This window comes from Acinetobacter sp. YH12039 (genome assembly GCF_013420015.1).
Classification (GTDB): domain Bacteria; phylum Pseudomonadota; class Gammaproteobacteria; order Pseudomonadales; family Moraxellaceae; genus Acinetobacter; species Acinetobacter amyesii.
Map to the genome: position 1 here is coordinate 40576 of NZ_VOZA01000016.1, position 25922 is coordinate 66497.

At 38.8% G+C, this 25922-nt stretch carries 27 protein-coding genes, 3 tRNA genes and 1 pseudogene; 13 read left to right on the forward strand and 18 right to left on the reverse strand.

Going from position 1 to position 25922, the window contains the following annotated elements:
• Positions 1-3: 3 nt before the first annotated feature.
• The 8 genes from FTT98_RS08790 to FTT98_RS08825 form a co-directional block, all read right to left on the reverse strand.
• On the reverse strand, positions 4-1578 hold the full coding sequence (locus FTT98_RS08790; RefSeq protein WP_180177283.1) for a hypothetical protein: 1575 nt from the start codon (positions 1576-1578) through the stop codon (positions 4-6).
• 4 nt (positions 1579-1582) lie between these two features.
• The gene (locus FTT98_RS08795; protein ID WP_180177284.1) at positions 1583-3283 is read right to left on the reverse strand and encodes a hypothetical protein; all 1701 of its coding nucleotides are present in this window, start codon (positions 3281-3283) and stop codon (positions 1583-1585) included.
• 39 nt (positions 3284-3322) lie between these two features.
• A complete protein-coding gene (locus tag FTT98_RS08800; protein ID WP_257230201.1) occupies positions 3323-4465 on the reverse strand; it encodes a cysteine desulfurase family protein in 1143 nt (380 codons plus the stop codon).
• A gap of 283 nt (positions 4466-4748) precedes the next feature.
• Positions 4749-5495 carry an ATP-binding protein gene (locus FTT98_RS08805; RefSeq protein ID WP_180177285.1) on the reverse strand — a complete coding sequence of 249 codons (747 nt, stop codon included), beginning with the start codon at positions 5493-5495 and terminating at the stop codon, positions 4749-4751.
• A gap of 10 nt (positions 5496-5505) precedes the next feature.
• A complete protein-coding gene (locus tag FTT98_RS08810) occupies positions 5506-6054 on the reverse strand; it encodes a DUF1376 domain-containing protein (protein WP_180177286.1) in 549 nt (182 codons plus the stop codon).
• Between the two features lie 68 nt (positions 6055-6122).
• Positions 6123-6371 carry a hypothetical protein gene (locus tag FTT98_RS08815; RefSeq protein ID WP_180177287.1) on the reverse strand — a complete coding sequence of 83 codons (249 nt, stop codon included), beginning with the start codon at positions 6369-6371 and terminating at the stop codon, positions 6123-6125.
• Positions 6361-7545, reverse strand: coding sequence for an Arm DNA-binding domain-containing protein (locus FTT98_RS08820; protein ID WP_180177288.1), 1185 nt, complete (start codon positions 7543-7545; stop codon positions 6361-6363). The genes FTT98_RS08815 and FTT98_RS08820 overlap by 11 nt, the downstream gene beginning before the upstream one ends.
• 19 nt (positions 7546-7564) lie before the next feature.
• Positions 7565-7774 (reverse strand): hypothetical protein, encoded by a 210-nt coding sequence (locus tag FTT98_RS08825; RefSeq protein WP_180110601.1) that lies wholly within the window; start codon positions 7772-7774, stop codon positions 7565-7567.
• Between the two features lie 111 nt (positions 7775-7885).
• Between FTT98_RS08825 and FTT98_RS08830 the strand changes: the two genes are divergently transcribed.
• Positions 7886-8113 (forward strand): helix-turn-helix transcriptional regulator, encoded by a 228-nt coding sequence (locus FTT98_RS08830; protein ID WP_180110602.1) that lies wholly within the window; start codon positions 7886-7888, stop codon positions 8111-8113.
• 473 nt (positions 8114-8586) lie between these two features.
• Here FTT98_RS08830 and FTT98_RS08835 read toward each other — a convergent pair.
• From FTT98_RS08835 to FTT98_RS08845, 3 genes are all read right to left on the reverse strand, one after another.
• Positions 8587-8662: transfer RNA gene (locus FTT98_RS08835), tRNA-Gly, on the reverse strand.
• Positions 8663-8708: 46 nt separating this feature from the next.
• A tRNA-Gly gene (locus tag FTT98_RS08840) sits at positions 8709-8784 on the reverse strand.
• Between the two features lie 47 nt (positions 8785-8831).
• Positions 8832-8904 (reverse strand) — tRNA-Gly (locus FTT98_RS08845).
• A gap of 242 nt (positions 8905-9146) precedes the next feature.
• Between FTT98_RS08845 and FTT98_RS08850 the strand changes: the two genes are divergently transcribed.
• From FTT98_RS08850 to FTT98_RS08870, 5 genes are all read left to right on the forward strand, one after another.
• Complete coding sequence (locus tag FTT98_RS08850) at positions 9147-9458, forward strand: BolA family transcriptional regulator (RefSeq protein ID WP_180039831.1); 312 nt, start codon at positions 9147-9149, stop codon at positions 9456-9458.
• Between the two features lie 8 nt (positions 9459-9466).
• A complete protein-coding gene (locus FTT98_RS08855; RefSeq protein WP_180049492.1) occupies positions 9467-9859 on the forward strand; it encodes a SirB2 family protein in 393 nt (130 codons plus the stop codon).
• Between the two features lie 63 nt (positions 9860-9922).
• Positions 9923-10759, forward strand: coding sequence for a ParA family protein (locus FTT98_RS08860; protein WP_180177289.1), 837 nt, complete (start codon positions 9923-9925; stop codon positions 10757-10759).
• 13 nt (positions 10760-10772) lie between these two features.
• Entirely contained in the window at positions 10773-11177 is a 405-nt protein-coding gene (locus tag FTT98_RS08865; protein WP_078191516.1) for a hypothetical protein, read from the forward strand.
• A gap of 307 nt (positions 11178-11484) precedes the next feature.
• A complete protein-coding gene (locus FTT98_RS08870) occupies positions 11485-12078 on the forward strand; it encodes a LysE family translocator (RefSeq protein ID WP_168378830.1) in 594 nt (197 codons plus the stop codon).
• Between the two features lie 19 nt (positions 12079-12097).
• On the opposite strand, the gene FTT98_RS08875 is transcribed toward FTT98_RS08870, so the two are convergent.
• Entirely contained in the window at positions 12098-12724 is a 627-nt protein-coding gene (locus FTT98_RS08875) for a DedA family protein (protein ID WP_078191514.1), read from the reverse strand.
• 194 nt (positions 12725-12918) lie between these two features.
• Here FTT98_RS08875 and FTT98_RS08880 point away from each other — a divergent pair, with 194 nt between their 5' ends.
• The 3 genes from FTT98_RS08880 (at position 12919) to FTT98_RS08890 (ending at position 16283) form a co-directional block, all read left to right on the forward strand.
• Positions 12919-13341, forward strand: coding sequence for a DoxX family protein (locus tag FTT98_RS08880; RefSeq protein ID WP_180177290.1), 423 nt, complete (start codon positions 12919-12921; stop codon positions 13339-13341).
• A 212-nt stretch (positions 13342-13553) separates the two neighbouring features.
• Entirely contained in the window at positions 13554-15122 is a 1569-nt protein-coding gene (gene guaA, locus FTT98_RS08885; RefSeq protein WP_078194056.1) for a glutamine-hydrolyzing GMP synthase, read from the forward strand.
• A 225-nt stretch (positions 15123-15347) separates the two neighbouring features.
• Positions 15348-16283: a restriction endonuclease gene (locus tag FTT98_RS08890; RefSeq protein WP_180065112.1), complete on the forward strand. Its 936-nt coding sequence runs from the start codon at positions 15348-15350 to the stop codon at positions 16281-16283.
• 47 nt (positions 16284-16330) lie between these two features.
• Here FTT98_RS08890 and FTT98_RS08895 read toward each other — a convergent pair whose 3' ends face one another.
• Together FTT98_RS08895 and FTT98_RS08900 are read right to left on the reverse strand one after the other, a co-directional pair.
• The gene (locus tag FTT98_RS08895) at positions 16331-17665 is read right to left on the reverse strand and encodes a GGDEF domain-containing protein (protein WP_180177293.1); all 1335 of its coding nucleotides are present in this window, start codon (positions 17663-17665) and stop codon (positions 16331-16333) included.
• Between the two features lie 144 nt (positions 17666-17809).
• The gene (locus FTT98_RS08900; RefSeq protein ID WP_180059664.1) at positions 17810-18985 is read right to left on the reverse strand and encodes a diguanylate cyclase; all 1176 of its coding nucleotides are present in this window, start codon (positions 18983-18985) and stop codon (positions 17810-17812) included.
• 393 nt (positions 18986-19378) lie between these two features.
• Between FTT98_RS08900 and FTT98_RS08905 the strand changes: the two genes are divergently transcribed.
• From FTT98_RS08905 to FTT98_RS08915, 3 genes are all read left to right on the forward strand, one after another.
• On the forward strand, positions 19379-20326 hold the full coding sequence (locus tag FTT98_RS08905) for a pirin family protein (protein WP_180177291.1): 948 nt from the start codon (positions 19379-19381) through the stop codon (positions 20324-20326).
• 68 nt (positions 20327-20394) lie between these two features.
• Positions 20395-20793 (forward strand): OsmC family protein, encoded by a 399-nt coding sequence (locus tag FTT98_RS08910; RefSeq protein WP_180118177.1) that lies wholly within the window; start codon positions 20395-20397, stop codon positions 20791-20793.
• A 151-nt stretch (positions 20794-20944) separates the two neighbouring features.
• Positions 20945-21622 (forward strand): glutathione S-transferase family protein, encoded by a 678-nt coding sequence (locus FTT98_RS08915; RefSeq protein WP_180003539.1) that lies wholly within the window; start codon positions 20945-20947, stop codon positions 21620-21622.
• Here FTT98_RS08915 and phoR read toward each other — a convergent pair.
• The 3 genes from phoR to FTT98_RS08930 form a co-directional block, all read right to left on the reverse strand.
• A complete protein-coding gene (gene phoR / locus FTT98_RS08920; protein ID WP_078191505.1) occupies positions 21619-22977 on the reverse strand; it encodes a phosphate regulon sensor histidine kinase PhoR in 1359 nt (452 codons plus the stop codon). The genes FTT98_RS08915 and phoR overlap by 4 nt on opposite strands.
• 23 nt (positions 22978-23000) lie before the next feature.
• Positions 23001-23711 (reverse strand): phosphate regulon transcriptional regulator PhoB, encoded by a 711-nt coding sequence (phoB, locus tag FTT98_RS08925; protein WP_078194048.1) that lies wholly within the window; start codon positions 23709-23711, stop codon positions 23001-23003.
• A gap of 229 nt (positions 23712-23940) precedes the next feature.
• Complete coding sequence (locus FTT98_RS08930; protein ID WP_180010802.1) at positions 23941-24624, reverse strand: TetR/AcrR family transcriptional regulator; 684 nt, start codon at positions 24622-24624, stop codon at positions 23941-23943.
• Positions 24625-24848: 224 nt separating this feature from the next.
• On the opposite strand from FTT98_RS08930, the gene FTT98_RS08935 reads away from it, so the two are divergent.
• Complete coding sequence (locus tag FTT98_RS08935) at positions 24849-25679, forward strand: SDR family oxidoreductase (RefSeq protein WP_180007971.1); 831 nt, start codon at positions 24849-24851, stop codon at positions 25677-25679.
• A 52-nt stretch (positions 25680-25731) separates the two neighbouring features.
• Here the strand turns inward: FTT98_RS08935 and FTT98_RS17970 are convergent.
• Positions 25732-25922 (reverse strand): annotated as a pseudogene (locus tag FTT98_RS17970) (DDE transposase); the annotation flags it as partial.

Sequence of the window (25922 nt, forward strand, 5' to 3'; positions counted from 1 at the left end):
AATTTAAGGATTTTTTACAATAGAAACAGAGTCAGATAATTCAATCAGAAGGCCTGATTGCTTTAAGCTTTCTTCAAACCAAGTTAACTTAATATCAGTGGTTGGATCGCTTGGTTGCTCGTACTGCCATTGCAAAGCTTCTTGTAATTGCTCACCAAAAAATGAAATAGCAAAATGGGTTTGAATTCTGGCTAAAAAATCGGTCATTTGAATTCGTTTTCCAGCAGGAATAAGCGTATATACAAAGAGACGAATCATATTGGCATTGAGTACAAACCGTTGATGTCCTCCTGTGACAGGGATGACAAATCCAATGGTTTTAGCCATTTTCTTGAAAACATCGAAACTTTGTTTATCAATATTTGTATATTGGCTTTCTTGAATTTTATATTTTTTACCTTCAGCACGTAAAACACGATAAATAATTTCTTCACTTTTTTGATAGGAGTTCTCTGCATATTTACGAATAGGGTCAGATGTTGTCGCCGTAGGAGAACATGCTATCCACGAATAATTACCATGAAAATTTTTGGTTTCTGGTGCTGTTATATCAAGTTGTCTTGAGCGCGCCATAATAGAACGTAGAACTTGCATGACACAAAGTAATTGTAATAATTCAATTTTTTCTAATTTACTAATGTTTGACTGTAATAGTGACAAAAGCTCATTAGCAAATAGAAAGGCCTCAAATACATAGTTTTTCGGTATAGTTGCAAATGTGGCATGAGATGCTAATTTTTCTTGTGGCAAATCATAATCGTTGAGGGCATCCTCAATAAAATCACAAATTTTTTCAATGGATTGAGTTTCGCTCTTGAATAATTTTTGCAGTTCGCTTTCAAGTTTTTGCTGTAAACATTCTAAATTAAATTCAAGATGCTGATAGTGTTTAGAGGAAACTTTGTCTTGAAGAAAATGCGAATTTTCTGAGATATTTGAAAATAAATAACCCAATTGTAAAAATAAAACTTCGCCACCACGTGCCATAAAGTTATGATCACTTTGAGAAAAATTGTCGGTACTTTTCTCCCAATTATCAAAGTGATCCGTTGTATGTGACCATGTGATTTCACGACCTAAAAGCATAGGCGTAACAGGGAGAAAGTTATACGTTGACCATGTTCTATTTTTCGCTACACCAACGAAACCATAAAGTAAGTTTTGTAAGGTTTGTACCAATTGATTTTTTTCAGTTGCTGATATTGAGTTACTCATTCTAGTTTTGAGTTGTTCAAGTGCTTTTAAAAATTCATCTTGATGTACAGGGTGACGTGTTTCTAATTTTGATTGGCTAAAAAAACTAAAAAATTTTAATGCCAATCGTGTTGATGGACAATAATGTGTGGTTTGATCATTCACTTGAAAGCTATTTTTTCCGAAAATATGCTTAGTATCATCAACTTTTGCTGAATTAAAGACTAATAAAAACTCAGATAAATATTCAGTAGGTGTCTGGTCTGCATAAAATCGACGTCCAAAAATATCCAAAGCAATATTTGGTGGGTTATTAGTATTAGAAGAATTTTGAGATGGTGTATTTACCTTAGGGAAATAACTATATGTATTTAAAGTGCTCAATGAATTAATCCTCTAAAGTTAAAATTTTATTATGTTTTGAATCTAATGAAATTTTAATGATATTTTCTTGTACTTCACCACTTGCTAAAGTGCGTACAAGTGTAATTTCATCTTCTGAATCAATTTCAGAGTATTCAATTAAACTGAGTTTGAAGCGTTCTAATTGTGTTTTGTAAATAGGTGTGAGAGATTCGGTAATATCACCTTTAATGATATTTTGAATATAATCTAACAAAGGTAAACTAAGCTCTAAACGAATTTTATGATCCTTCTTCAATGCTAAATAAGGTTGTTGCTTATTAGTACAATAATCAACAATAAATTCTTTTTCCATAAAACTACAAATTTTAATTTGTGAAATTTGGAAAACAGAGCTATCAGAGCGTTTCAATGTAATATTAAGAAATTTATCTTCATTTATACCGCTAAAAAATAAATTTAAAGCTTGTAAACTCATTTTTTTAATATGTCGGGTATATTCTGATGTGAATTTTTGATTGTCTAAGCGCCACTTACTATATTTTTCAATATTAGGAGAGCCTAAAAATTGTGCTTGAGCATGTGTGTAAGTAGAAGGATATAAGTTATAAATAAAAATTAAACGTCTTAGAGAAGCTTTAAATTGATGTGTCTGACAGTCTTGATCTTTTTTAATAAAATTTTTAATCAAGTTATATAATGATGGATCGACTTTTGTAAAATTTTCATGATTAGAGATCATCTTTTCAATTTCTAAACTACAGTAGCCTGCAAAATTTAAATGATGTAATGAATGAATTGCAGGGAGTTTAAATGCTTTTTCCCAAGGTAGATTATTTTGATAACCGAAAAATAAATCACTAAAAATGATAGGTTGTGTAGGAGTCTCATCAAGTTGATAGCCTCCAGTTAATGATACACAAAAATGTGCAAGCATTTGTCTCAGTGTTAAGCGTTTTTCATAATTAAGCAGGTATAAATAGAGTAAACGTATACTATGAATAACGTGTTCTAGATTATTTCTAATTGTACTATAATTTTGAATAATTGCATGCTGAGGGTAGTCTTGCACTAATTTATCCCATGCACTATGTTGTATAATTTTTCTAAAGATTAATAGTGCAACCTCAATATTATCTAATTTTGCAATATTAATAATAAAAAGTTTTTTATTTTTAATGTCAATACTTAAATTTAGATGCTTAAGACTTTCTAATTCATCATAAACATTAATTTCTTTATCTAGTAAACTAAAAATTTCAGATTCGATATCTTGTGTTAAGTCTATAGATTTTAGATATTCAGTAATAGAGGTAAGTAGAGGTCCTGTATTACTTACGATTAACCAATTGTCTTGTTCATTAAATGCTTTAGAGAGCCATTTTATCCGTTCAGATAAACTTAACTCACTCATATCTTTTAAGATGTTTAAATTATATTTTTCTGAATATTCATGTTTTTGAAAAGTATGCTGCTGAAATTTTTCATCTAAACGTTTAATTAAATCAAATGCAATTGTTGATTTACCATCACCAGCATGACCAGTAATAATAATGATGTTATTTTTATCTTTTGTAAGCAGATTATAGATATGTTGAACAATAGGAAATTCTGAGTAAATTTCATTAAAATATGTCGTATTTATTTGTGATTCTGCTAAAGCATTTGCTCCAGCTGGCGTTAAATTATGTAAGGAATTTAAGTAGCTTATAAAATCAAGATTCATTTTTTGTCCCGAAAATTTATTTCAAAGTAAAATGTATAATTAATGTATTAATTGTCTTAAAAGTTCATCAATATCTTCTTTTGAAGTTGTGAGTCCTAAGCTAACTCGTATTGTAGATAAACCTTCTTCTGTAGAGAGTCCTATTTCTTTCAGGACATAAGAAGCTTCTACATTGAGTGATGAACAGGCTGATCCATTTGAACAAAGAATGCTTGAGTTAGCGATAAATAACTGACTTTTAAAATGTGGTACTGTGAAGTTAATGATATGTGGAATTGCATGTTCGACTGGTGTATTTAATTTCCAACCTAGATTTAAAATTTTTCTTTTCAGATAATTTGATAAGTCGTCAAAATACCCTTGATGTTGAGATAGCATCTCATCCGTTGCTGCTGTAGCAAAAGCAAGAATTAAAGGAGTTGCAAGGGTGCCTCCACGTAATCCAAATTCTTGACCTGCACCATGAATAATAGGCTGGAGTTTAGTTTCTCGTATATCTCTGATATACAAAGCTCCAATTCCCTTAGGAGCATAAATCTTATGTGCAGAAAGGGAAAGAAAATCAATATTTAAGTCATCTACATCAATTTTTAATTTCCGATAGGATTGCGCTGCATCAACATGAAATTTAATATTTTTTTTAAAGCAAGCATCACCAATTTCTTTGATTGGTTGAATAGATCCTAGTTCATTATTTACATGCATAATGCTGACAAGCACCGTATCTTCACGCATGTGTGAAATAATATCTTGTGCTTTTACAATACCATTTACTTGTGGTGCAATATAAGTAATTTCATAACCAAATTCTTTTTTTAGAAAATTACAAATAGACAAGATGCATTTATGTTCGATAGTGCTTGTTATAATATGCTTGCCTTTTTTTGTGTTAGCGAGTAGATAGCCTTTGATTGCTAAATTATTTGACTCTGATGCTCCACTCGTAAAAACTATTTCACTTTTATACGCTCCAATCGACTCTGCAATTTTTCCACGGGCAATTTCTATTTTATCAGCAGAAGATTGGCCCATTTGATGAGCTGAGGAAGGATTTGAGTAATCTTCTTGAAAAGAACGAAATAATTCTGTTTTGACAGAAGGGAGTAAGGGGGTCGAAGCAGCAAAGTCTAAATAAACCATCTTCCTTCTACATAAATCTACGATTATATTTTGATGATACATCTAGACGTCTTAGTTTTCAAAAGAATAATCACGATATACGTCAAATTATGTCGTTGAATCGTTTGTACTTTATTTCAATAGTTTAGCTAATTGGTATAAATATTAATAAATGCAACTTAGCAAGCGACCCTGTGGGCTTCAAATTAAAAATGAGTGGACTTTATTATCTCTTCTGGAATTATTTTATCTATTTTTTACGTAGTAAAGACTATTATTTTGGGAATGTTAGTAACTAAAAAGCCAATCATCTCAGCAAGATAATTGGCTTAAGTGGGGGTTACGATTATCCGCTTATTCGTCGGTCATCCCAATAACACGGCACTACAATCAGATTGTTTTCATGTAACCGTGACCATAATCTTACACCTAAATCCCGCTGCATATTTTGGACTGTGAAATTGGAAATCAGCAGGGTAGATTTCATATTGTCATAACGACTATACAAAACCTTATGCACCATCTCCAGACGTTTTTCATGCCGGTCATGCAGGCCATATTCATCAATCACCAATAAATCAAAACTGGAGAAATGGTCGATGACTTCTTTCTCAGAGCGTGAAGCATCTGACCAGGTATCCATCATTTTTTGAGCAATTTCTGCACTGGTATAGTAGCGTGCAGATTTTGTACTGTTATGCAGAATGTTGCGAATAATTGATGCACTCAGATGGGTTTTACCTGTACCCGGTGTACCAATCATCAACATATTCGGGTTGTGGTCAGAAATAATCTGCTGTGCAAAGGCCTGACTTAGCTTGATGGCATTGTCTTGTGCAGGACATGCAACTACATAATTCTTGAAGCCACGATCTAGGTAGCGTTTATTGAGCCCTGAGTTTTTGATTTTCTGTTGTAGCAATCGCTGTTGCAACTCATCTGCATAGGTTGCATGTGAGTGATGGACGGTTTCTTTGGCACACAATTTACAGAGCCTGAGACCGGCAATTTCCATCAGGGGTATATGATGGGTAGGGCAAAGTGTTTCCGTTGTTTCTGCACGAAACTGGAGTGTTTTAAGTATGGTGTTCATGGCTAATCTCCTAAATCCATTTGGAATTTTCTAAAAAATCCTCATTTTTTTCTTCAAAATTTGAAGATGAAGATGAAGATGAAGATGAAGATGAAGATGAAGATGAAGGGCATGGTTCAAGCATGACTTGAGTAATACTCGGGCTCTTCTCAGGAGTTGCTTGAGCATTTACTTTGCGTTGCTTGGCTGATGCTTGAGCATTACTTGCGGATTTCCCCCAACGTGCTTGGGCTGCATTTTTAGCTTTATCAGATTTCATTTGCTGATTTTGCAATGCCTGGCTTTTTAAACTGGTTAAAAAAATTGAATGAATCTGCTCAGATTCGATTTCAAACAATTCCAAGGTCAACAGCGTATTCAACAAAGTTTTAGCCTTGGTATGTTGCGATAATTTCGTGATGCTACATACAGTAGCTAGGTCATGAGGAATGGCACCATTTTTCCAGAAATCCATCATTAACAGCAGTGCCGCACCAATTTGTTCTGCCGTCATTCGTGCAAATTTTGCCTGTAGGTCGCCAATATAGAGTGGCATCCAAATTGAAATATCTTTATGCATGTGTTCACCTTTTTATAGGTATAGAGGGGCTAAGGTCATCGATTTGATGACCTTTTATGTTTGTTTTATTAGTGAGCTAGGCTCATTAACCGGAAACGGGCCTGTTGAGCCAAGTCATCGTAATGAGCTTGTTCTTCATCCAGCATTCGCTGTAGCCAGAGTCTTAATGCTTGGTGATCATCGAAGCATTTATTGATTTCCAGCAAAAAGGCAAGATTGTGCAGTTTGGGAATGTGTAACTCTTGAATGAGTTCACGCGCGACCATATCTGCTTCTGGGCTAACGACTACGCCGCCAAAGAAAGCTTTACTGTTCATGGGCAAGCTCCTCTGTATTCAGTCTCTCCAGCATGGCTTCAAAAGCGCTACCATCGCGACGTGTAACATTCGGAATATAGCGGCTATAGACCCGAAACAGCATTTCAGTGGTTGAATGTCCCAGCTGGCGTGCGATCCATTCCGGATTCTCGCCTGCCGACAACCAGAGTGTTGCTGCGGTATGGCGTGTTTGATAAGCACGACGGGGCTTTAGCCCTAAAAAGCGTAGTAGGGGATGCCAAACACGTTTATTCACCAGACGATAATCGAGAGGTCCACCATCACGATTGCAGAAAACAAACTCTGATTTACCATTATTTAAGCTTTTCTGTTGTAAAAAGGCTTGATAAACCCGATCATTCATTTGGATCGTGCGGTCAGAACCATAAGTTTTGGTTCCGCCAAGAACACCATTTACTAGCGCTTCTCTAATGTGGATTTCACGACGTTGTAAGTCGATATTTTTCCATTGAAGACCATCGATTTCACTGGTACGCATACCTGTGAAAAAGCGAATGGTGTAATAAGGTTTGAAGTCTTCACGTACCGTGGTGATAATTTTATGTACCTCCTCCAGAGAAAAAGGTGTGACTTCAATCTTACTTTCTTTCAGATTGTTAATATTTTTATAAGGCGACTCAAACTCATATCGTTCAGCCGCATCATTGAGTATCATACGTAAAGGCGTCATGATTTGATTAATCCTCGATGCTTTCAGACTTGTTTGATCATTTCCGTGTGTCACTTTGGCGAGAGAGGCACGGAAGTTCAGCAGGTCTGATTTCTTAATTTTTGTCATTACCTGATTCCCAAAAGCAGGAATCAAATATTTTTTCATGACAATTTGAATTTTTTCCTGATAGGAACTTCTCCATTCAACTTGTTTTTGCTTAAACCAAATGTGCACAAAATCTTTGAATAGAGGAACATTGGTTTGGACAGCAATTTGTTGGCTTCTTTTTTCTTTAAATTCCTCAATGCGTTTACTTCTAGGAAAGTATTTTTCGTATTCGAAAGTTCCTAAAGTGATTTCAGCTTCAAGCTGCTCGAGACGTTTTTTTAAAATGCGGCGATTATAAGCATTGTCTTCAAGACTGGTTGTTTCTCTGCAACGAATGCCCATGTAGCGAAAATCGGCAATTAGTTTGCCACTTCGTTCCCGGATGGTAGCCATTAGTTAAACCTCCTGAAACTTAATGTAGGGCATCCATGCTTAGTCCAGTAAACTTAAGCATTTCAGTTTCAATACGTTCCCAAACAAAAAGAATTTTGCGACCACCAAAAGGGCGGATGTAGTGAACACCTTCAATAAAGACACTGTCCTTTAATTGGTTGCGAATGGTACGAGCATCGTACTGAATTTTTTCAGCCAGTTGTTGGGCTGTGAGATAGGTGTATGACATAATAGAACCTCATGTTTTTACTAGGTAACTAGGAAAAATTATCCCTAAGACGTAAATTATCATATTTTTATGTCTTTGCAAGTACTTTTTATTATTTAACTGGGAAATTTTATGATTAATTCAAACTTGGCAGTTCTATTAGCTGAGCGGAAGCTGAAGGTGGCTGATTTGGTGAGAAGTACAGGGATAAATAAATCTACACTACATAAGCTTTATAACGATGAGTCTGTTCGAATTGATTTTGAAACTATAGATAAGATTTGTACGGCATTAAATATCGAAGTAGGAGATTTATTGATTTTTAAAAAAAATGTTAATAATCAAAATGGTGAAGGTTGATTTGGTCACAAGTGGTCACATTAAAAATGAATTGGTCACAAAATTAGATATAAAATTTGAATGATCGTTCAAATTTTATTTTGATATATTTTGTGAAATATTTTTAATGTCGAATAACATCGGAGAATAAGCTTTTCCGGAAATTTTTTTGGTCACAAATGGTCACATCAGAAAAGCGTTAGTCGTAAATTTAAGAAAAAAAGTTAAATCTATGTGATGAAATCTGAAGCTAATATTAAGCTGTTTGGTTGTAGATAAAATAAAAACAAGCATGTGATTTGGTGGAATATGGTGTCATTTAAGGTGATTTATATAGAGCATGGCACTAAATGGTCACATCTTGGTCACAAACGATATAAGTTATGTTTAGCTTTGCTGCAAGTATAGCTCTTTTAATGAAGAGTTATTTTTAAAAAATATAATAAAATCAACATAAAAAAAGCCCCCATTTTTCGATGAGGGCTTTTTGAATTTGGAGCGGGAAAGGAGACTCGAACTCCCGACCCCAACCTTGGCAAGGTTATGCTCTACCAACTGAGCTATTCCCGCGGAGTCTATCCTGTTTTTTTACTAAAAAACTGAATCGAAAAAAATTTGGAGCGGGAAAGGAGACTCGAACTCCCGACCCCAACCTTGGCAAGGTTATGCTCTACCAACTGAGCTATTCCCGCGGAGTCTATCCAATTTTTTAAATAAAAAACCGAATGAAAAAATTTTGAGCGGGAAAGGAGACTCGAACTCCCGACCCCAACCTTGGCAAGGTTATGCTCTACCAACTGAGCTATTCCCGCATAGCCACGTATAATACATTAAGGATTTTTCAGGTCAATAACTTTATGAAAAACTGTGCATCGTTTGCATAAAATAAAAACAATTTGTTTGAAAATTGGAAGATTTTTGCAGGTCGAAGGCTTCCATTTTGATGAAATCATGCAATTCAGATGGTTTCAGCAACTTTGCGACACAAGAACTTGAACAAATACAGGCTATACTAAGACCAGTTGAACCTTTTTTTGAATTTGGGAGAGCCGTTTTGAGTTTAGAACAGCAATTAATTGAGCGTCTACAGACATTAGCGCCTACACATCTTGAAGTGGTGAATGAGTCCGCAGGTCATGGTGGTTATTTCCCAGGTAAAGAGTCGCATTTTAAAGCTGTGATCGTGAGTGAGGCTTTTGCAGGCTTGCGTTTGGTGCAACGTCATCAAAAAGTCTATGCCGCAGCCGGTGATTTACTTAGTCCGGGGCAAATTCATGCTTTGGCCATTCATGCGTTTTTACCCGAAGAATGGAATGGTCAAGACACTACTAGCCCTGAATGTGCGCATGCACCTAAGTCATCTTAAGGTGAGCCATGGAAACGCAATTAATCATTAAAATCATTCATATGTGTGGCGTGGCTTTAGGCTGTGCTGCCATTTTCATTCGTGCTTTTACGCTGTTTAAAGGGACGCAGGGCAATTTACCCAATCCAGCAGGTCGGAAGTTTTTTGTTGCTTTGCAACATGGCTCAATGACACTAATTGCCGTAACAGGAATTATCTTATTGTTTATGAAAAACTTTGATGTGCAGCCATGGTTCTATGCCAAAGTTGTACTGTTTTTGGCGCTGCTGTCTTCTTTATCTAAAGCGTATAAGAAAGATGACAGTGTTTTATTGGTTCAGCGCCGTGCGGGCTTATTTATTGCAGCTGTTGCACTTATTTTCATCATTACATTGGTTATAATCAAACCAGTTTTTGGATAAATGGCTTATCCACATGGCCGATTTCAAGGCTTGAGTAGAAAAACAAAGATTAGAGGGTTTTGAATGCGTACGCGTGTGGTATTTAACCAAAAAGGTGGTGTGGGGAAATCGAGTATTACGGTCAATTTAGCTGCGATAAGCGCGCACCAAGGTTTAAAAACTTTGGTGATTGACCTCGACCCTCAAGCCAATTCAAGTCAATATTTGTTGGGGGATGATGCGACGTATTCGGCAGATAAGCCTGCACTTGAACCCAATATTGAAAATTATTTTGAAGAAGTCTTGGGGACACAACAAAGTAAAGGTTTGTTGGGAAATGCCATCGGTTCGATTTTGAAAGGTCGTGCCAAAGGTTTGGAAAGTTATGTGCATGCATCGCTGTATCCACGTTTAGATGTGATTCCTGCCAGTCCAAATTTAGGCGCGTTGGCACATGCCTTAGAATCTAAGCATAAAATTTACAAACTCCGCGATGCTTTGCAGCAGATGAGCGGTCAATATGATCGGGTATTTATTGATACACCTCCGGCCTTTAACTTTTTTACTTTATCTGCGCTGATTGCGGCAGATCGCGTGCTGATTCCATTTGACTGCGATGTGTTTTCAAAACGTGCCTTACAGACACTGATCGAAAATGTGTTAGAAACGCAGGATGATCATAATGATCATTTAGAAATTGAAGGCATTGTGGTCAATCAATTTCAGGCACAGGCGAAGTTGCCGCGTGAAGTTGTACAACAACTCAAAGATGAAGGTCTTCCTGTATTGGACAGCATGTTACCGCCTTCAGTGCTGATGAAAGAATCGCATCATAAAAATCAACCTTTAATCCATTTGGCTGCAGATCATAAATTGACGCAAGCCTATCAATCATTGTTCAATGAAATTGAGCAAAAGTAGTATCGAGAAAAGTATGAATGCACTTAAATGTGGTCTAGTTGCTTTCACTGCTGTTGTATTGGGTGCATGTGCAAGTACGCCTAAACCAAGCTATGTTTCACCTACACAGTATCAGTCTTTGAGTTGCCAACAATTGCAAAGCGAATACAACCGAATCCACGACTATATTCAAAATGGTGTAGAAACACCGAAGCGCACAGGCGTTGGTGTCGGTGTTGGCCTCGGTGGTGGCTGGGGCAGCCGTGGAGGTTGGGGAATTGGTCCGAGTATTTCGGTCAATATGGGACAATCTTCAAATACCAAACGTACCGAGCTTTCACGCGTTCTAGGTGAGCAAGAAGCGATTGTACAGGCAGCAAAATTTAAAGGTTGTCCGATTATCGTTCGCGCAAATTCGGCTACCGCAGCAAAATCATAAACGGATCATGAGCAGGGGCTCAGGCCTGTGCTATGAGAAAAGTGTAATAAAATTTGTCAGTAGGCGAGGCGTCTATTGGCATTTTTTTTGAGCCAAATAAACTGCACTATTTAGAGCCAATAAAATATTTAAATCTATGAAAAAATTAAATTAAATATTATTGGTGTATTTCAATACCTCCTTCTGGTATTGAACATTCAGCGTGAGTGCATTGACTTGTACAAGGATAAAACTGACCTAGTGCGTACTTGTTTTTTTAAATTCATTTCGGCTAAGGTGTGCGCTTTGAAACATTGTCTGGGTATTCATGATTGAGAGTTGGCTTTTTGTATTGGCAATGATTGCGGTGATGATGACGCCGGGACCTAGCAATGCACTAATGGCAAGCTCTGCACATCAACAAGGCATTGCAAAGACGTGCATGCTGATTCCTGCAGAATTATTGGGCTATTTCTATGCCATTAATTTGTGGGCGTTGATTATTCATTTAAGCGCTCCAGTGTGGCCGAATTTAATTCACTTGCTACATTTTCTCAGTATTGCCTATGTTTTATGGTTGGCTTTTCATTTGTGGAAATCGACGCATTTACATCAGTACAATCAAAAACATCCTTCAATTCAACCACGTGAATTATTTATTTCCTCGTTAAAAAATCCTAAAGCGTTGCTTTTTGCTGCAGGTATTTTCCCAATTGAAACTTGGGCTAGCCCATTAAATTTTATTTTGGTTTTTGCTGTATTTAGCGTGGTTTTGCTACCAGTTGCATTGTTTTGGATGTCATTTGGACGGACGATTTTGGCCGGTAAGACCCAAAAAATTAAGGCCGATCTTCTGTATAAAGGATCGGCCCTGATGCTGATTTTATGTATGTTTCCCGTGGTTTTACGCTTTTTTGCTTAAAGGCGTTCACCACATCGGTTTATTTCTTTAATTTTGCTCGAATAAAACCAATCACGCCCGGTAAAACACTAATAATAATGATGCCGAAGATCAGATGGGTGAAGTTATCTTTCACGATGGGCATATTGCCAAATAAATAACCCAAAGTGATAAATGAGCCAACCCAACAAATCGCACCAATCATGTTAAAAGTCAGGAAGTACTTATAGTTCATGCTGCCTGCACCTGCGACAAAAGGCGCGAAGGTTCGTGCAAAAGGAATAAAGCGGGCAAAAATAATGGTTTTACCACCGTGTTTTTCAAAGAATTTTTGCGTATTGACCAAATGTTGACGGTTAATGAAGCGTGATTCAATTTCAAAGACACGTGGGCCAATATATTTACCAATATGGTAATTCAGCGTGTCGCCCAAGACCGCAGCGATAAACAGCAAAATCACCAAAACCCATGGATCCATGGCACCTGTTGACGCAGCGAGCGCGCCTGCTGCAAACAGAAGACTATCACCCGGTAAAAAGGGCATGACCACTAAACCGGTTTCAACAAAAATAATCAGGAACAGAATTGCATAAATCCATACGCCATAATTGGTAATGAACTCGAGTAAATGGTCATCAACATGTAGTATAAAATCAATCAGTTCCATGGGGCTTATATGCGTAAAATAGTGGTCTGATGCTATCAGTCTGGGGCAGCAAAGTCAGTATTAAAACGTAATTAATTATCAGTAAAATCGTTCTATATATGGAATGATGAGTATTATAAAAGCATATTTAAAGAGAATAAGAAACGACCTAATTTAAGCACATCTTTTGAACAGTATTAAAAATAGCTTTCAGTATGTTTAATCCAAATCTAGTGGTGAAAAATCTGAGTCAACAGCCTCAAATCAATGCTGTAATCAGTCTGGTTGCACGTATTTTGATGGCTTATATTTTTATTGTGGCAGGTTGGGGAAAAATTACCGCTTACACTGCAACCGCAGGTTATATGGAGTCAATGGGTGTACCGGCAGGGCTTCTTCCGATCACCATTTTAGTCGAGTTGGGTGGTGGCTTAGCTTTATTGTTTGGTTTTCAAGCACGTTTTGCGGCGCTAGGTCTAACCGTGTTTAGTTTAATCACTGCATTTTTATTCCATGGTGGCGCAGAAGATAGTATTAACTTTATGAAAAATTTGGCGATGTCAGGCGGTTTATTATTTCTCATGTTACATGGTGCTGGTAAATTCAGTTTTGATCATTGGATCGAAAAATCAAAATAAAGTTGTCATGAGTCCGAGCATCCATCAAAGCGGCGTTCTGCCGCTTTTTTCATGTCTACCGCTGATTGAAAGCGGATGGGTAAAGTCCTGAAATGTGTTGTAAAAAACACCGTTTGGCTTGGGATTTTTGCCCCTGTCCGAATAGTGTGCGAAAGTCCAAGAAAAATGTTAGAATACGGCGCTTATATTCGTTGCCTGCATAGTTGTTTGCCATGACTACCAATACCCAAATTACTGAAGACCGTATCCTGATTTTGGATTTCGGTTCTCAATATAGTCAGCTTATTGCACGTCGTGTACGTGAAGCTGGTGTTTATTCAGAAATGTACGCATTTGATATGTCTGAAGAAGACATTCGTGCATTTAACCCAAACGGGATCATTCTTTCAGGTGGTCCAGAAAGTGTTCATGAAGAAGGTAGTCCGCGCGCACCACAAGTTGTATTTGAACTTGGTGTACCTGTTTTAGGTATTTGCTATGGTCTACAAACCATGTCAGAGCAGCTTGGCGGTAAAGTTGAGCCAGGTACTGTACATGAATTCGGTTATGCAGAAGTTGATATTAAAGTCCGTGATGCTTTAATTGGTGATCTTGAAGATACCAAAGACCAATTAAAAGTATGGATGAGTCATGGCGATAAAGTGACTCAAATTCCTGAAGGTTTCCAAATCACTGCCAGCACACCAAGCTGCCCAGTGGCGATGGTTTCTGATGAAAAACGTCGTTTCTATGGTATCCAATTCCACCCAGAAGTGACACACACTGCGAAAGGTGCTGAGTTATTGTCTAACTTCGTACATGGCGTATGTGGTTGCCGTAACTTGTGGAACTCAGAAAACATCATCGATCTTCGCGTAGAACAACTTCGTGAGCAAATTGGTGATCAAAAAGTTCTATTGGGTCTTTCAGGCGGCGTCGATTCATCTGTTGTAGCTGCACTTTTACACCGTGCGATTGGCGACCAATTGACTTGTGTATTCGTAGATAACGGTTTACTTCGTTTGAACGAAGGCGAACAAGTGATGGACATGTTTGCGAAAAACATGGGTATCCGCGTGATTCGTGCCGACGCTGAAAATCGCTTTTTAACAGCACTTGCTGGTGAAGTTGATCCAGAGAAAAAACGTAAAATCATTGGTCGTGAATTCATTGAAGTGTTTGCTGAAGAAGCACGTAAGCTTGACGGTGTGAACTTCCTTGCTCAAGGTACCATTTACCCAGACGTAATTGAATCTGCAGCAAGCAAACAAGGTAAAGCACACGTGATTAAATCACACCACAACGTGGGTGGTTTACCTGAAGATTTAGCATTCGAATTGGTTGAGCCAATCCGTGATTTATTCAAAGACGAAGTACGCCGTTTAGGTACAACTTTAGGTCTTCCATTTGAAATGCTTTACCGTCATCCATTCCCAGGCCCAGGTCTAGGTGTACGTATTCTTGGTGAAGTGAAAAAAGAATATGCAGATATCCTTCGTCTAGCAGATGACATCTTCATGCAAGAACTTCGCGCAAGCGGCTGGTATGACAAAACTGCGCAAGCATTTGCTGTATTCCAACCCGTGAAATCGGTTGGTGTGGTGGGTGATGGCCGCCGTTATGCATGGGTGATCGCGCTTCGTGCTGTAGAAACTGTGGACTTTATGACTGCACGTTTTGCACACCTTCCTTATGATCTTGTAGACAAGATTTCTACACGTATCATGAACGAGATTGCTGAAGTTTCTCGTGTTGTTTATGACGTATCGTCTAAACCACCTGCAACTATTGAATGGGAGTAAAACTGGGGTTTCACGAAGCACTGCTTCGTGCCAGTTTTACGCCAAGAGCTATGCTCGCGGCAGTTTTGGATTTCAAGAAACAACATTTCTTGCCTAAATTACGCCAAGAGCTATGCTTGAGGCTATTTAGGGAAACCTAGATAATTCTACTAATAAAAAAGGACGCCTCGGCGTCCTTTTTTTATTTATAATTATGAAAAATACTATTTTAAAAGAGCAAGTTAAATGTCATTGCCTACATACGATCAGTTGATGCTTCCATTAATGAAACTTTTAGCAGAACAAAAAGAGGCAATAAAATTAAGTTCTGCCACAAAAATTTTAGCTGAAAGATCTGGGTTATCTGAAGCTGATTTAAATTTAAGGCTATCTAGTGGTACAAAAACAGTATTTTATGATCGTGTTGGCTGGGCGAAAACATATTTGGTTAAAGCAGGTTTGATACAACAACCATCACGTGGTCTTTGCGAATTAAGTACTTTAGGTTGGTCTATTGATTTTTCTAGCTTATCCAATATAACTAATCAGTATTTGATGCAGTTTGAAGGGTTTTCTGATTATAAAATTGGTTCTAACCATAATAAAAATATTCAAAATCTAGTTCTAAAAGAAGAGCATGCTACATCTATTCAAACAGAACATTTGACGCCTGCAGAAATAATCGAACAATCATCAACGGAGCTTAATCAAACAATTAAAGATGAGCTATTAAATAAAATTAAAAGTAATTCACCCAAATTCTTTGAGCAATTAGTTGTCGATTTGTTGGTAATAATGGGTTATGGCGGTTCACATCAAGACGCAGCCCAAGCAATAGGTAAAACCAGTGATGGTGGCATTGACGGTATTATCAGTGAAGATCGTTTAGGTTTAGATAAAATATATATTCAAGCTAAACGTTGGGAAAATACGGTGGGGCGCCCTGACATTCAACAGTTTAAGGGAGCTTTGGCTGATCAAGTGGCGAAAAAGGGCGTATTTATTACTACTTCTAGTTTTAGTAAAGAAGCAATTGAGTCAGCAAAGAAATCAGGCATTGTTTTAATTGATGGTGACAAGCTTACATCTCTCATGATTGAATTTGGCTTGGGTATTCAAATTGAAAGAAGTTTCCATATTTATAAAATAGATCAAGACCGTTTTGATGAAGATAGTTTTTAAATAAACTTAAAGGACGCTTCAGCGTCCTTTTTTTATATCTCAACATTCTATTTATAAACAATTGACCAACTACTATCGCTTTCATTATTCGGTTCAGCTTTAGGCTTCGCTTTATGGGTAAAGCTTTGCCAAGACTTCGTCGATTTACGTTCGGGTTTCATGCTTGAATCATAGCGCTCTACACGGTTACGGCCATTTTCTTTTGCCTGATACAGCGCAATATCCGCTTGCTTAATCAGTTCAGTTAAATTTTGCTTATGTGATTTAAGCTGTGAAACACCAATGGAAACGGTAAATTGGATCGGGTGATTTGCGACATTCAGCAATGATTGATTTTGAAGCGTTAGACGAATACGTTCTGCGATTAACATTGCATCCTGTATTTGCGTTTCCGACAGCAGCACAATAAATTCTTCGCCACCAAAGCGAGCCAAGACATCTTTTTGGCGCATTTCTTTGCGGGTGGTTTCAGCGATACATTGCAGTACCTGATCACCAACATCATGCCCGTAATTATCATTAATATGTTTAAAATGATCGACATCAAACATCAATAAGCAAGTACTTGCAGGCGTTGGCCATTCATGGATGCGATGCTCAGCCAACTGAACAAACTGACGACGGTTGTATAACTGGGTGAGCTCATCTGTATGCGCTAAATTTTTCAGTGTATGCATATTCCAGTCGTCAAGTAGGGTACGTAAAAAATGACGACGTGCATTGAGTGTATTGTTCCAACTCATATGCAGGCTGATCATCCAAACAGGAATAGACACCACCACAAAAATCAGTGCTTCTTGCCATGATAAAAGCTGACTCACCGCAAAATATACCAATAGCGAAATGAGGCCCGAACAATACAAGGCGGGCTTAAATTGTGTTTGTACGCAGACATTGGCAATCAAGATAAAGATCGCTGCACCATAGATATAGGACGAGACCATTGGGCTATTTGAAGCCAGTAATAAGCCAATCCAAATCGCGGTGCTACAGACTGTCCCAATCGGTAAGATCATGTCGAGCACACGAATATCTTTTTTGTATTTAAACAGATAAAAGCTGACCAATAAGGCAGCAACAATCATGGCCACTCGAGAAAGACCTGACCAAAAGAACATGTCAGGGATAATAAAAATGTCAGCAAAAAAATAAAGAAGAAACGTAATCTGCGCCATGTAGTTTACTTGACGCAAATAAGGTAACTGATGGGCATACTGATGTTGTAGAAAATAGTTTCTAAACTGCGTAGGAATACGTGCAAAGGGATCTGCAATGGCTTGTTCAATCTCGGCACGATTGGCAAGATCACACTCAGAAAGTTTCAAAGTATGAGTATGATTTTTACGAACTTCCTGAGCAGACGAATTAGTCCGAGAACTCATTCGTACATCAACAGACATGTCCCTTCTCCATAAATGGCTTAGGACAAATTATGAACAAAAAACACACAAAAATATCTACCTGAAACTAGGGATTTTTCGAATGAATGATAAAAAATCGTCTGATGAATGTTACAAAATATATTATTAACTTGCTGTTTTATAAGTTGATATTTGATTGCGTCCTGCAGATTTTGCTTGGTAAAGTGCCTGATCGGCCATGCGAATGACACTTTGTAAATCTCGGTTTTTTTGACCAAATTCGGCAACACCAATTGAAACGGTAAATTTAAGTTTTTGTAGTGTATCAAGTTCTAAATAATCATCGGCTATTGCCCGTCGCAGACGTTCGGCAATGTCTTGAGCCTGACGCAGGTGTGTCTGCGGTAAAAGAATTATAAACTCTTCACCGCCGAAGCGGGCAATGATGTCTTGGCTACGTAAAGTATGTCGGCATGTTTCGGCAATTTGTTGTAAAACATGATCACCAATATAGTGCCCAAACTGATCATTAATATTTTTAAATTTGTCGACATCAAAAATCAGTAATGAAAGGGGCTGTAACGATTTGGACTGATGATGAATATGATAATTGGCAAGTTGAATAAATTGACGTCGATTGTTTAAGCCAGTCAGCACATCGGTATGCGCCATAATATTGAGCGCTTCACGGTTCAACTGATCGAGTTTACTGTGTAAAAACACAATTCTGGATTTTTGTGTTGAATTCCAACTGATATACAAACTAAATAACAACACGGGCGAATAGATCAAGATAAACAGTTGCAGTTGATGGATATTGCCAGAAACGGCGAAATACACCCCAATCAGCAAGATTAGACTGATACACAGAGAAATGAGCACAGCAGCTTTAAAGCGGATTTGCACACATAAATTAGCTAACACAATAAAAACCAAAGATGCATATAAATAGATCGGCACATCGGGGCTGTTGGATAAATTGAGTAGGCTAAACCACAGCGCAGAAGCACCAACGATCGATAGGGGAAGCATCAAGTCAAAGAGTAAAATGCTTTTGCTATATGTATAAATGACCCATGTGATGACCATCATCAGTAAGGTATAGGCCGTTTTTAAGCCTATCGCGAGCAAGCCCACATCGGGCAACATAAACCAATCCGCTATGGCATAAGAGAGATAGGCCAATTGTGCAACGATGTTGACTTGGAAAAAGAATTTAAAAAGTTGACGACGATGGTAGTGGAAAAATTCTTGACGAAATTGAGCAGGAACGCGAACAACGGTTCCTTTCAAGGCTTTTTGGATCAGTGCACGTGATTCTTTCTTATACTCATTGATCATGCAAGATTACCGACGGGTGAGCATGGTTTATATGTAATTTTATGTAACTCAAATAATCTATATCATTTTTGTTTAAAATAAAACACGTTATTTCAAGTATTTGTGAATTATTTGGTATTGTTTGGTCAAAAATGAGTGTTAATTTGTGTTACTTAAATTTACATTTCACGTGATCTGAACAAGTAGTTTCGCATTGGGTGTTGTCTAAATAAGCATCAATAACTGTTATGCTGTATGTCATATTAGGCAACAAAAAAACGATTGTCCTATCTCTGTGATTCAGCGTATTAATGACAGCTGAAGAAGATTGAGTTAATGCAGATATAATGGAAAAAAATGCATAGCTCTAGCCGATAGTCCTTGCATCGGCTTAGCCAAATTTAGGGTAAGAATATGACCAATACCAATTACACAGAAATATCTCATTCCGACGATTGTGAAAAATACGTCAATCAGTTCATTCAAGAATTTCCACTGCGCCGTGCTGAAATTGGTCAAGGCACAGTGATTAAACGTGCTTTACCGAGTCGGCATAAACGGATGATTGGTGCATGGTGTTTCCTTGACCATGCCGGTCCAGTGCATTTCCCTCAAGGTGATGGCTTAGATGTTGGGCCGCATCCACATATTGGTTTGCAAACGTTCACCTGGATGATTGATGGCACCATGATGCATACCGACAGTTTGGGCACACATCAGTTAATTCAGCCCAAACAAGTCAATCTCATGACGGCAGGTTATGGTATTTCACATACTGAAGTTGCTCCAGAATCTGAAACGCAAATGCATGCTGCGCAGCTTTGGATTGCATTGCCAGATGACAAAATCAATATGGCGCCCCAGTTTGACCATTACCCAGAGTTGCCAGTGGTGACACAAGACGGGATTGAATTGACGGTCTTGGTCGGTGAATTTTTGCAGACTAAATCGCCGGTAAAAGTACATAGTGAATTATTAGGTGTCGATCTGCGTAGTTCGGAAAGTCAAAGTACCGTCTTGCCGCTGAATCCAAAATTTGAATATGGCTTTATGGCCCTCGAAGGGACTGCCAGTGTCAATGGTCACGAGCTAAATGAAGACAATATGGTGGTACTTGAGCCGGGCTTAACCCAAGTCAAAATTGATCTGCACGCAGGTGGCCGTGTTTTATTATTAGGGGGTGAACCTTTTGAATCACCGATTCTGCTGTGGTGGAATTTTGTGGGGCGCACACAAGAAGAATTGAATATTGCCCGTGAGCAGTGGATTAATCAGGACGAACGCTTTGGCTCTATTCCTGACTATGATGGTCCACGACTAGAAGCACCGGCTTTCCCTGATAAAATACGTCCATCACGTTAACTTAAAAATAAAAATGAACAGCCGTACCTGTGGTAAAAATGGTGCGGCATAACCATGAGGGAGTCATTATGGGTATCGTCGCAACGGCAACAGTAAACACCTTAGAAGCACCGTGGTCAGGTGAAGTTCAGAGTGCAAAACATCAACTTATTACCGATAAGCCCGAATCATTTGGTGGCGGGGATTTAGGTTTAGCACCGTATGATTTACTGTGTGCCTCCTTAATTTCATGCACCATGATTACCTTGCGCATGTATGCAGCACATAAACAAATTCAATTGGGTGAGTTTCGTGTTGAGGCAGACTTTTGTGCGAACCGTGAAGGTGCTGAATGGGTTGAGCGACGTCTACATTTTCAAACGCCCTTGGATGCAGAATTAGAGCAAAAAATCTTGTCCATTTGTGAAAAAACCCCAGTGACAAAAACTTTATTGCGCAGTGTAGACATTAAAACCACTCTAGTTTAATTTAAAAGCAGGTCGCTGCTGTACTGTGCAAAATTTAGTTTTGATATAGCCCTAAGCAGTGATCTGACACTTTTTATGATTTAAGTACTTCAAAATAATAATGGCTTGCCAGAAATAAGAAAATTTTAGACTTCATATAGGAGATGAACCCATGCGGGTGCTACATCATCTAGAAAAATCTCGTTCATTTCGTATTTTATGGGCAATGCAGGAATTAGGACTGGATTATCAGGTTCAGTTTTATCTGCGCCAGCCAAATTTGTCTGCTCCCCCTGAGCTTAAAGTCATCCATCCTTTAGGAAAGTCGCCCATATTGCAGGATGATGGACTGGTCTTGGTAGAATCTGCAGCGATCTTGGAGTATTTACAAGAGAAGTACGATCGGCATGATTTTTTTGCAGCCAAGGCGGAACATTCAAAACAACAATATCGCTTTTGGATGCATTATGCCGAAGGTTCTCTGATGCCGTTATTGGTGATGCAGTTGGTCATGAGCAATGTGCCACGCCATGTACCTTGGGTCATCAAACCCGTAGCTAATCGCATTTGTGATGGGGTCAAAAAAGGTTTTGTACGACCTCGCTTAAAAGAACATATCGAGTTTTTAGAAAACCATTTAGCGGAAAATGAATATTTTGCGGGACCGTTTAGCTTTGCGGATATTCAGATGACGTTTCCATTAGAAGCCGTCATGACCCGAACGCAAGGGCGATATCCACAAATTCAGGCTTTCTTACAACGGATGCAACAGCGTCCTGCATATCGCCGTGCCAAACAACAAGAACAACAGTTGGAAGCACAGCAAGACCGGCGGGATGATTCTGCTTAGCTCACATGATACAAGCGTTCTTTAGGGAAGACGACTTTAAACAGTGAACCACGGTTTTCTTTGGACTCAATTTCAAGGTGTGCCTGATGTTGCATCAAAACGTGTTTTACGATGGCTAGACCTAAACCTGTGCCTCCCGTTTGGCGACTACGTGCGCTGTCCACACGGTAAAACCGTTCCGTTAAACGGGGTAAGTGTTTCGGGTCAATCCCGATACCCGTATCTTCAACGGTAAAATAACCATGCGTACCATCATCATGCCACCCAATGGTCACAGTACCGCCTTTGGGGGTGTATTTAATTGCATTGGTGATGAGGTTACTAAAGGCACTCGCCAATTCCATATCTGATCCGATTAGGTCACAGTGACTATCAATCTCGAGATTCAGTGTATGTCCATAATCCACATTGTAAGCATGTGCATCGTCATATAGTTGGTTCATTAGGCTGGGCATTTCAATGATTTGATTTTTAGCAACTTTTTTATCATTTTCCAGACGAGATAATAATAACAAGTCATTAACCAAAGCATTCATACGGCGGGTTTGAGACTGCATTTGATCGAATGCGCGTTTCCAGCGTGGATTTAAATCTTCCTGATCGGTAAAGGTTTCGATATAACCACTTAAAACCGTGAGCGGTGTGCGTAGCTCATGTGAAATATTATCGACAAAGTCTTTACGCATCTGCTCAAGGTTATGCATACGTGTGACGTCATAGGCCACCAGTAATCGACTTTCGCGACCAAAACGGGTCAATTTCACTTGCACATAATGGTCTTCAAGTACCGATGATTTCATTTTCAAACCATCGGGTGCTAAATCGATATTGGTAAAGTATTCGATAAAACTGGGCTGTCTTAAAATACTTAAAATATTGCGCCCTTGATCGAGCTGTTGAATCCCCAAAAGCTTTTCTGCGGCAGGGTTCCACCATTCGATTTGGTGTAATTCATCAATCAATACCACCGCTTCAGCAAGTGCCACCAAGGAAGATTGAGCGCGGTCGATCAGACCAACCATTTCAGCTTGTACAATGCGTTCTTGACGCTGCGCACGGTATACATTAAAGAGCAAAGCCCCCCAAATACCGTCTAAATTTGGCGGGACATCATAGGGACGATTTGAAATCCATTCGTTGACCAAGTACAGCGAACGCATTTGCAATGCAAAGAACACTGCAAAGGCGATTAAGATGCAGATCCATAAGTACCCGATACCAAAGCCGATGAGTGCCGCAATGAGTAGGAAAAATGCCAGAAGTCTCAAATCCTGCTTGGCAAAAGTCCATAAACTGCTGTAACGGAATTTTTTATGTTCACTGGCAAGTTCAGGGACGGGATACGGTTCGTACATAGAAAATTAAAGACCTAAAATGACTAACCCATCACAGCGTCTGCACGGGTAGAGAAACGGTAACCTGTACCACGAACAGTTTGGACATAACGATCGGCTTGGAAAGGTTCAAGAACTTTACGCAAACGACGAATATGCACGTCAATGGTACGGTCCTCAATATACACGTTTCCACCCCAAACCTGATCTAATAATTGAGCACGGGTATAGGCACGTTCAGGATGAGTCATGAAGAAGGCCAGTAGACGATATTCAGTCGGTCCCATATCTAAAATGGTGTTACCAAAGCTGACACGTTGGCTGACTGGATCGAGGATTAAACCATTGGCATCAATGGTTTTTTCACCACCCAATGCATTTGAGCGACGCAGCACCGCTTTAATGCGTGACACCAACTCACGGGTGGAAAAGGGTTTGGTCATGTAGTCATCTGCGCCTGCGTCTAGACCTTGGACTTTATGGTCTTCTTCACCGCGAGCAGTGAGCATGATGACTGGAATTTCTGACAAATTTTCATCGCGTTTTAAACGACGACATAGGTCTACACCACTCACGCCACCAGGCATCATCCAATCTAATAAAATCAGTGCAGGACGCTGATCCACAATCATTTGGTGCGCTTGTTTGGCATCTTCAGCTTGCTGACATTGAAAACCAGCCATATCCAGTGAAGTATGGATCATTTCCCGAATCGGGAGTTCGTCGTCGACGATTAAAATATAGTCATCTTTCACAGCGCAATACCCTATTTTATGTAAACGGTAGACCGTTTTATATTTATGACAGGCTTATTACAAAGATTAATTATGACAGTATCATTGCAAAAATGATCTTTCATTGGGGTTTGGAAAGAAATTGTGACAATTTAAATCCTGAAATATTCAACAACATGGGCTTTGCATCATGCTGTTGTCACAAAAAAATCATTCAAAAAATTGTAAAGATCAATGTTGAGGACAAAATTTATTTCCTGGGTTTTTCATAAAAAGCATCCAACAAGGCCAAAAAGACCACGCTACATGACGATAAAACTTCATCAATCGGCTGTTTATAACCACTCATGACCCAGCGAATCGCGATTTGGGTGACATAACCATTGAGACCTGTTGCGACCATTGAAATTTCGCGTTCTGAACGATCAATATTGGGCATCATGAGCATGACAAAGGCATGAATCATACGGTCAAAGCGCATCATGGTTTCATGAATCGTGGCTTGGTTATGTAGCTCTTGTACCAACATGGCATCGATATAAATGATGCGCGCCATGCGAGGATTATTTTTTAAGGTTAACAATAGGGCGGTTAAACCTGCTTCAATCATTTTTTTAGAATCGGTTGATGCTTGCATGATGGCTTGCATCACGTTTTGTTGCAGTTCATCGATTAATTTTAAAAAGATGGTCTGGAACAGTTGCTCACTTTTCTTAAATGATTCGTAAAAATAGCGTTCGGTCAGCTTGGCTTCCAAACAAATATCTTTCACGGTCACGGAAAAAAAGCCATGTGTACCATAGGCTTCTATACCGGCTTCAATCAGTTTTTCACGTCGCGCTTGCTTACGTTCACTGAGAGAAAGCCCTTTAAATTGACGTTCCTTCACATTTTTTGCCTGTTGTTGTTCTGTGTGATTTGTTGCATCTGTCATGAAAATATACGCTGAACTAAAGCAGAATTTTGTCTTATTTTAGCAATAATTTCAGTTTAAACCTATGTTTAAGCATTGGCGATTTCAACAGCTTAGCACGTCCTAAGATGACATTGACAATATGTATTGTCAAAACTATATTAAGTCGACGAACTGCACACATTGGCAAATGAGATCACGCTGTGATAAAGCCAAGCGGCAGCATAAAGGAATAAGGAATCACAATGAAAAACTTCAAAAATAAAGTGGCTGCCATTACAGGTGCAGGTTCAGGTATTGGTCAGCAATTGGCAGTGCTTTTGGCGAAACAAGGCTGTCATCTGTCTTTAAGCGATGTGAATGAGCAGGGTCTTGCGGCAACCGTAGACTTAGTGAAAGCCAGCAATGTACGTGTAACCACGCAAAAACTCGATGTGTCAGACCTTGCAGCAATGAAAGCATGGGCAGCACAGACTGTTAAAGATCATGGTTCGGTGAATATGATTTTTAACAATGCGGGTGTGGCATTGGGCACGACCGTTGAAGGCGCAAGCTACGAAGAGCTGGAGTGGATTGTCAATATTAACTTCTGGGGTGTGGTTTATGGCACCAAAGAATTTTTACCGTATATCAAGCAAAGTGGTGAAGGTCATATCATCAATATTTCCAGCTTGTTTGGCCTAACTGCACAACCAACACAGTCGGCATATAATGCCACTAAATTTGCAGTACGTGGCTTTACCGAATCTTTACGCCAAGAATTGGATATTGAAAACTGTGGCGTGAGTGCGCTATGTGTACATCCGGGCGGGATTCGTACCAATATTGCTAATGCCGCAAAAATGAATGATAGCTTGAAAAGTTTAGGCATGAACCCGCAAAAATCGGCACAGTCCTTTAATAAATTCTTGCGCTGTCCACCTGAAGAAGCGGCTCGTCAAATCATTGAAGCAGTACAAAAAGATAAGCGTCGTTTATTGATTGGTAATGATGCAAAAGCGATTGATTTAATTCAACGTTTGCTTCCGACGGGTTATCAAAAATTAACTGCCATGGCGACTAAATTTGGTCAATAAGCGGTAATTAAAATCAATTGAAAAGAGCCCACGTCAGTGTAATGCCAGTCAGTTAAGAGATTGACTGGCTTTTTCTTGGGTATTTTTGAGGTTTTCCTTTTACAACCCTTGGATAACTCCTCACTCTTCTCTCAGGTATAACATACCGATTAGATTTCTCCATTAAACTTTCCAGATGTTTGGGGAGATTACCTGCAGAAGCCAAAGAGTCGAATCTGAGTAAATTAAGAAGGGCAATAGATG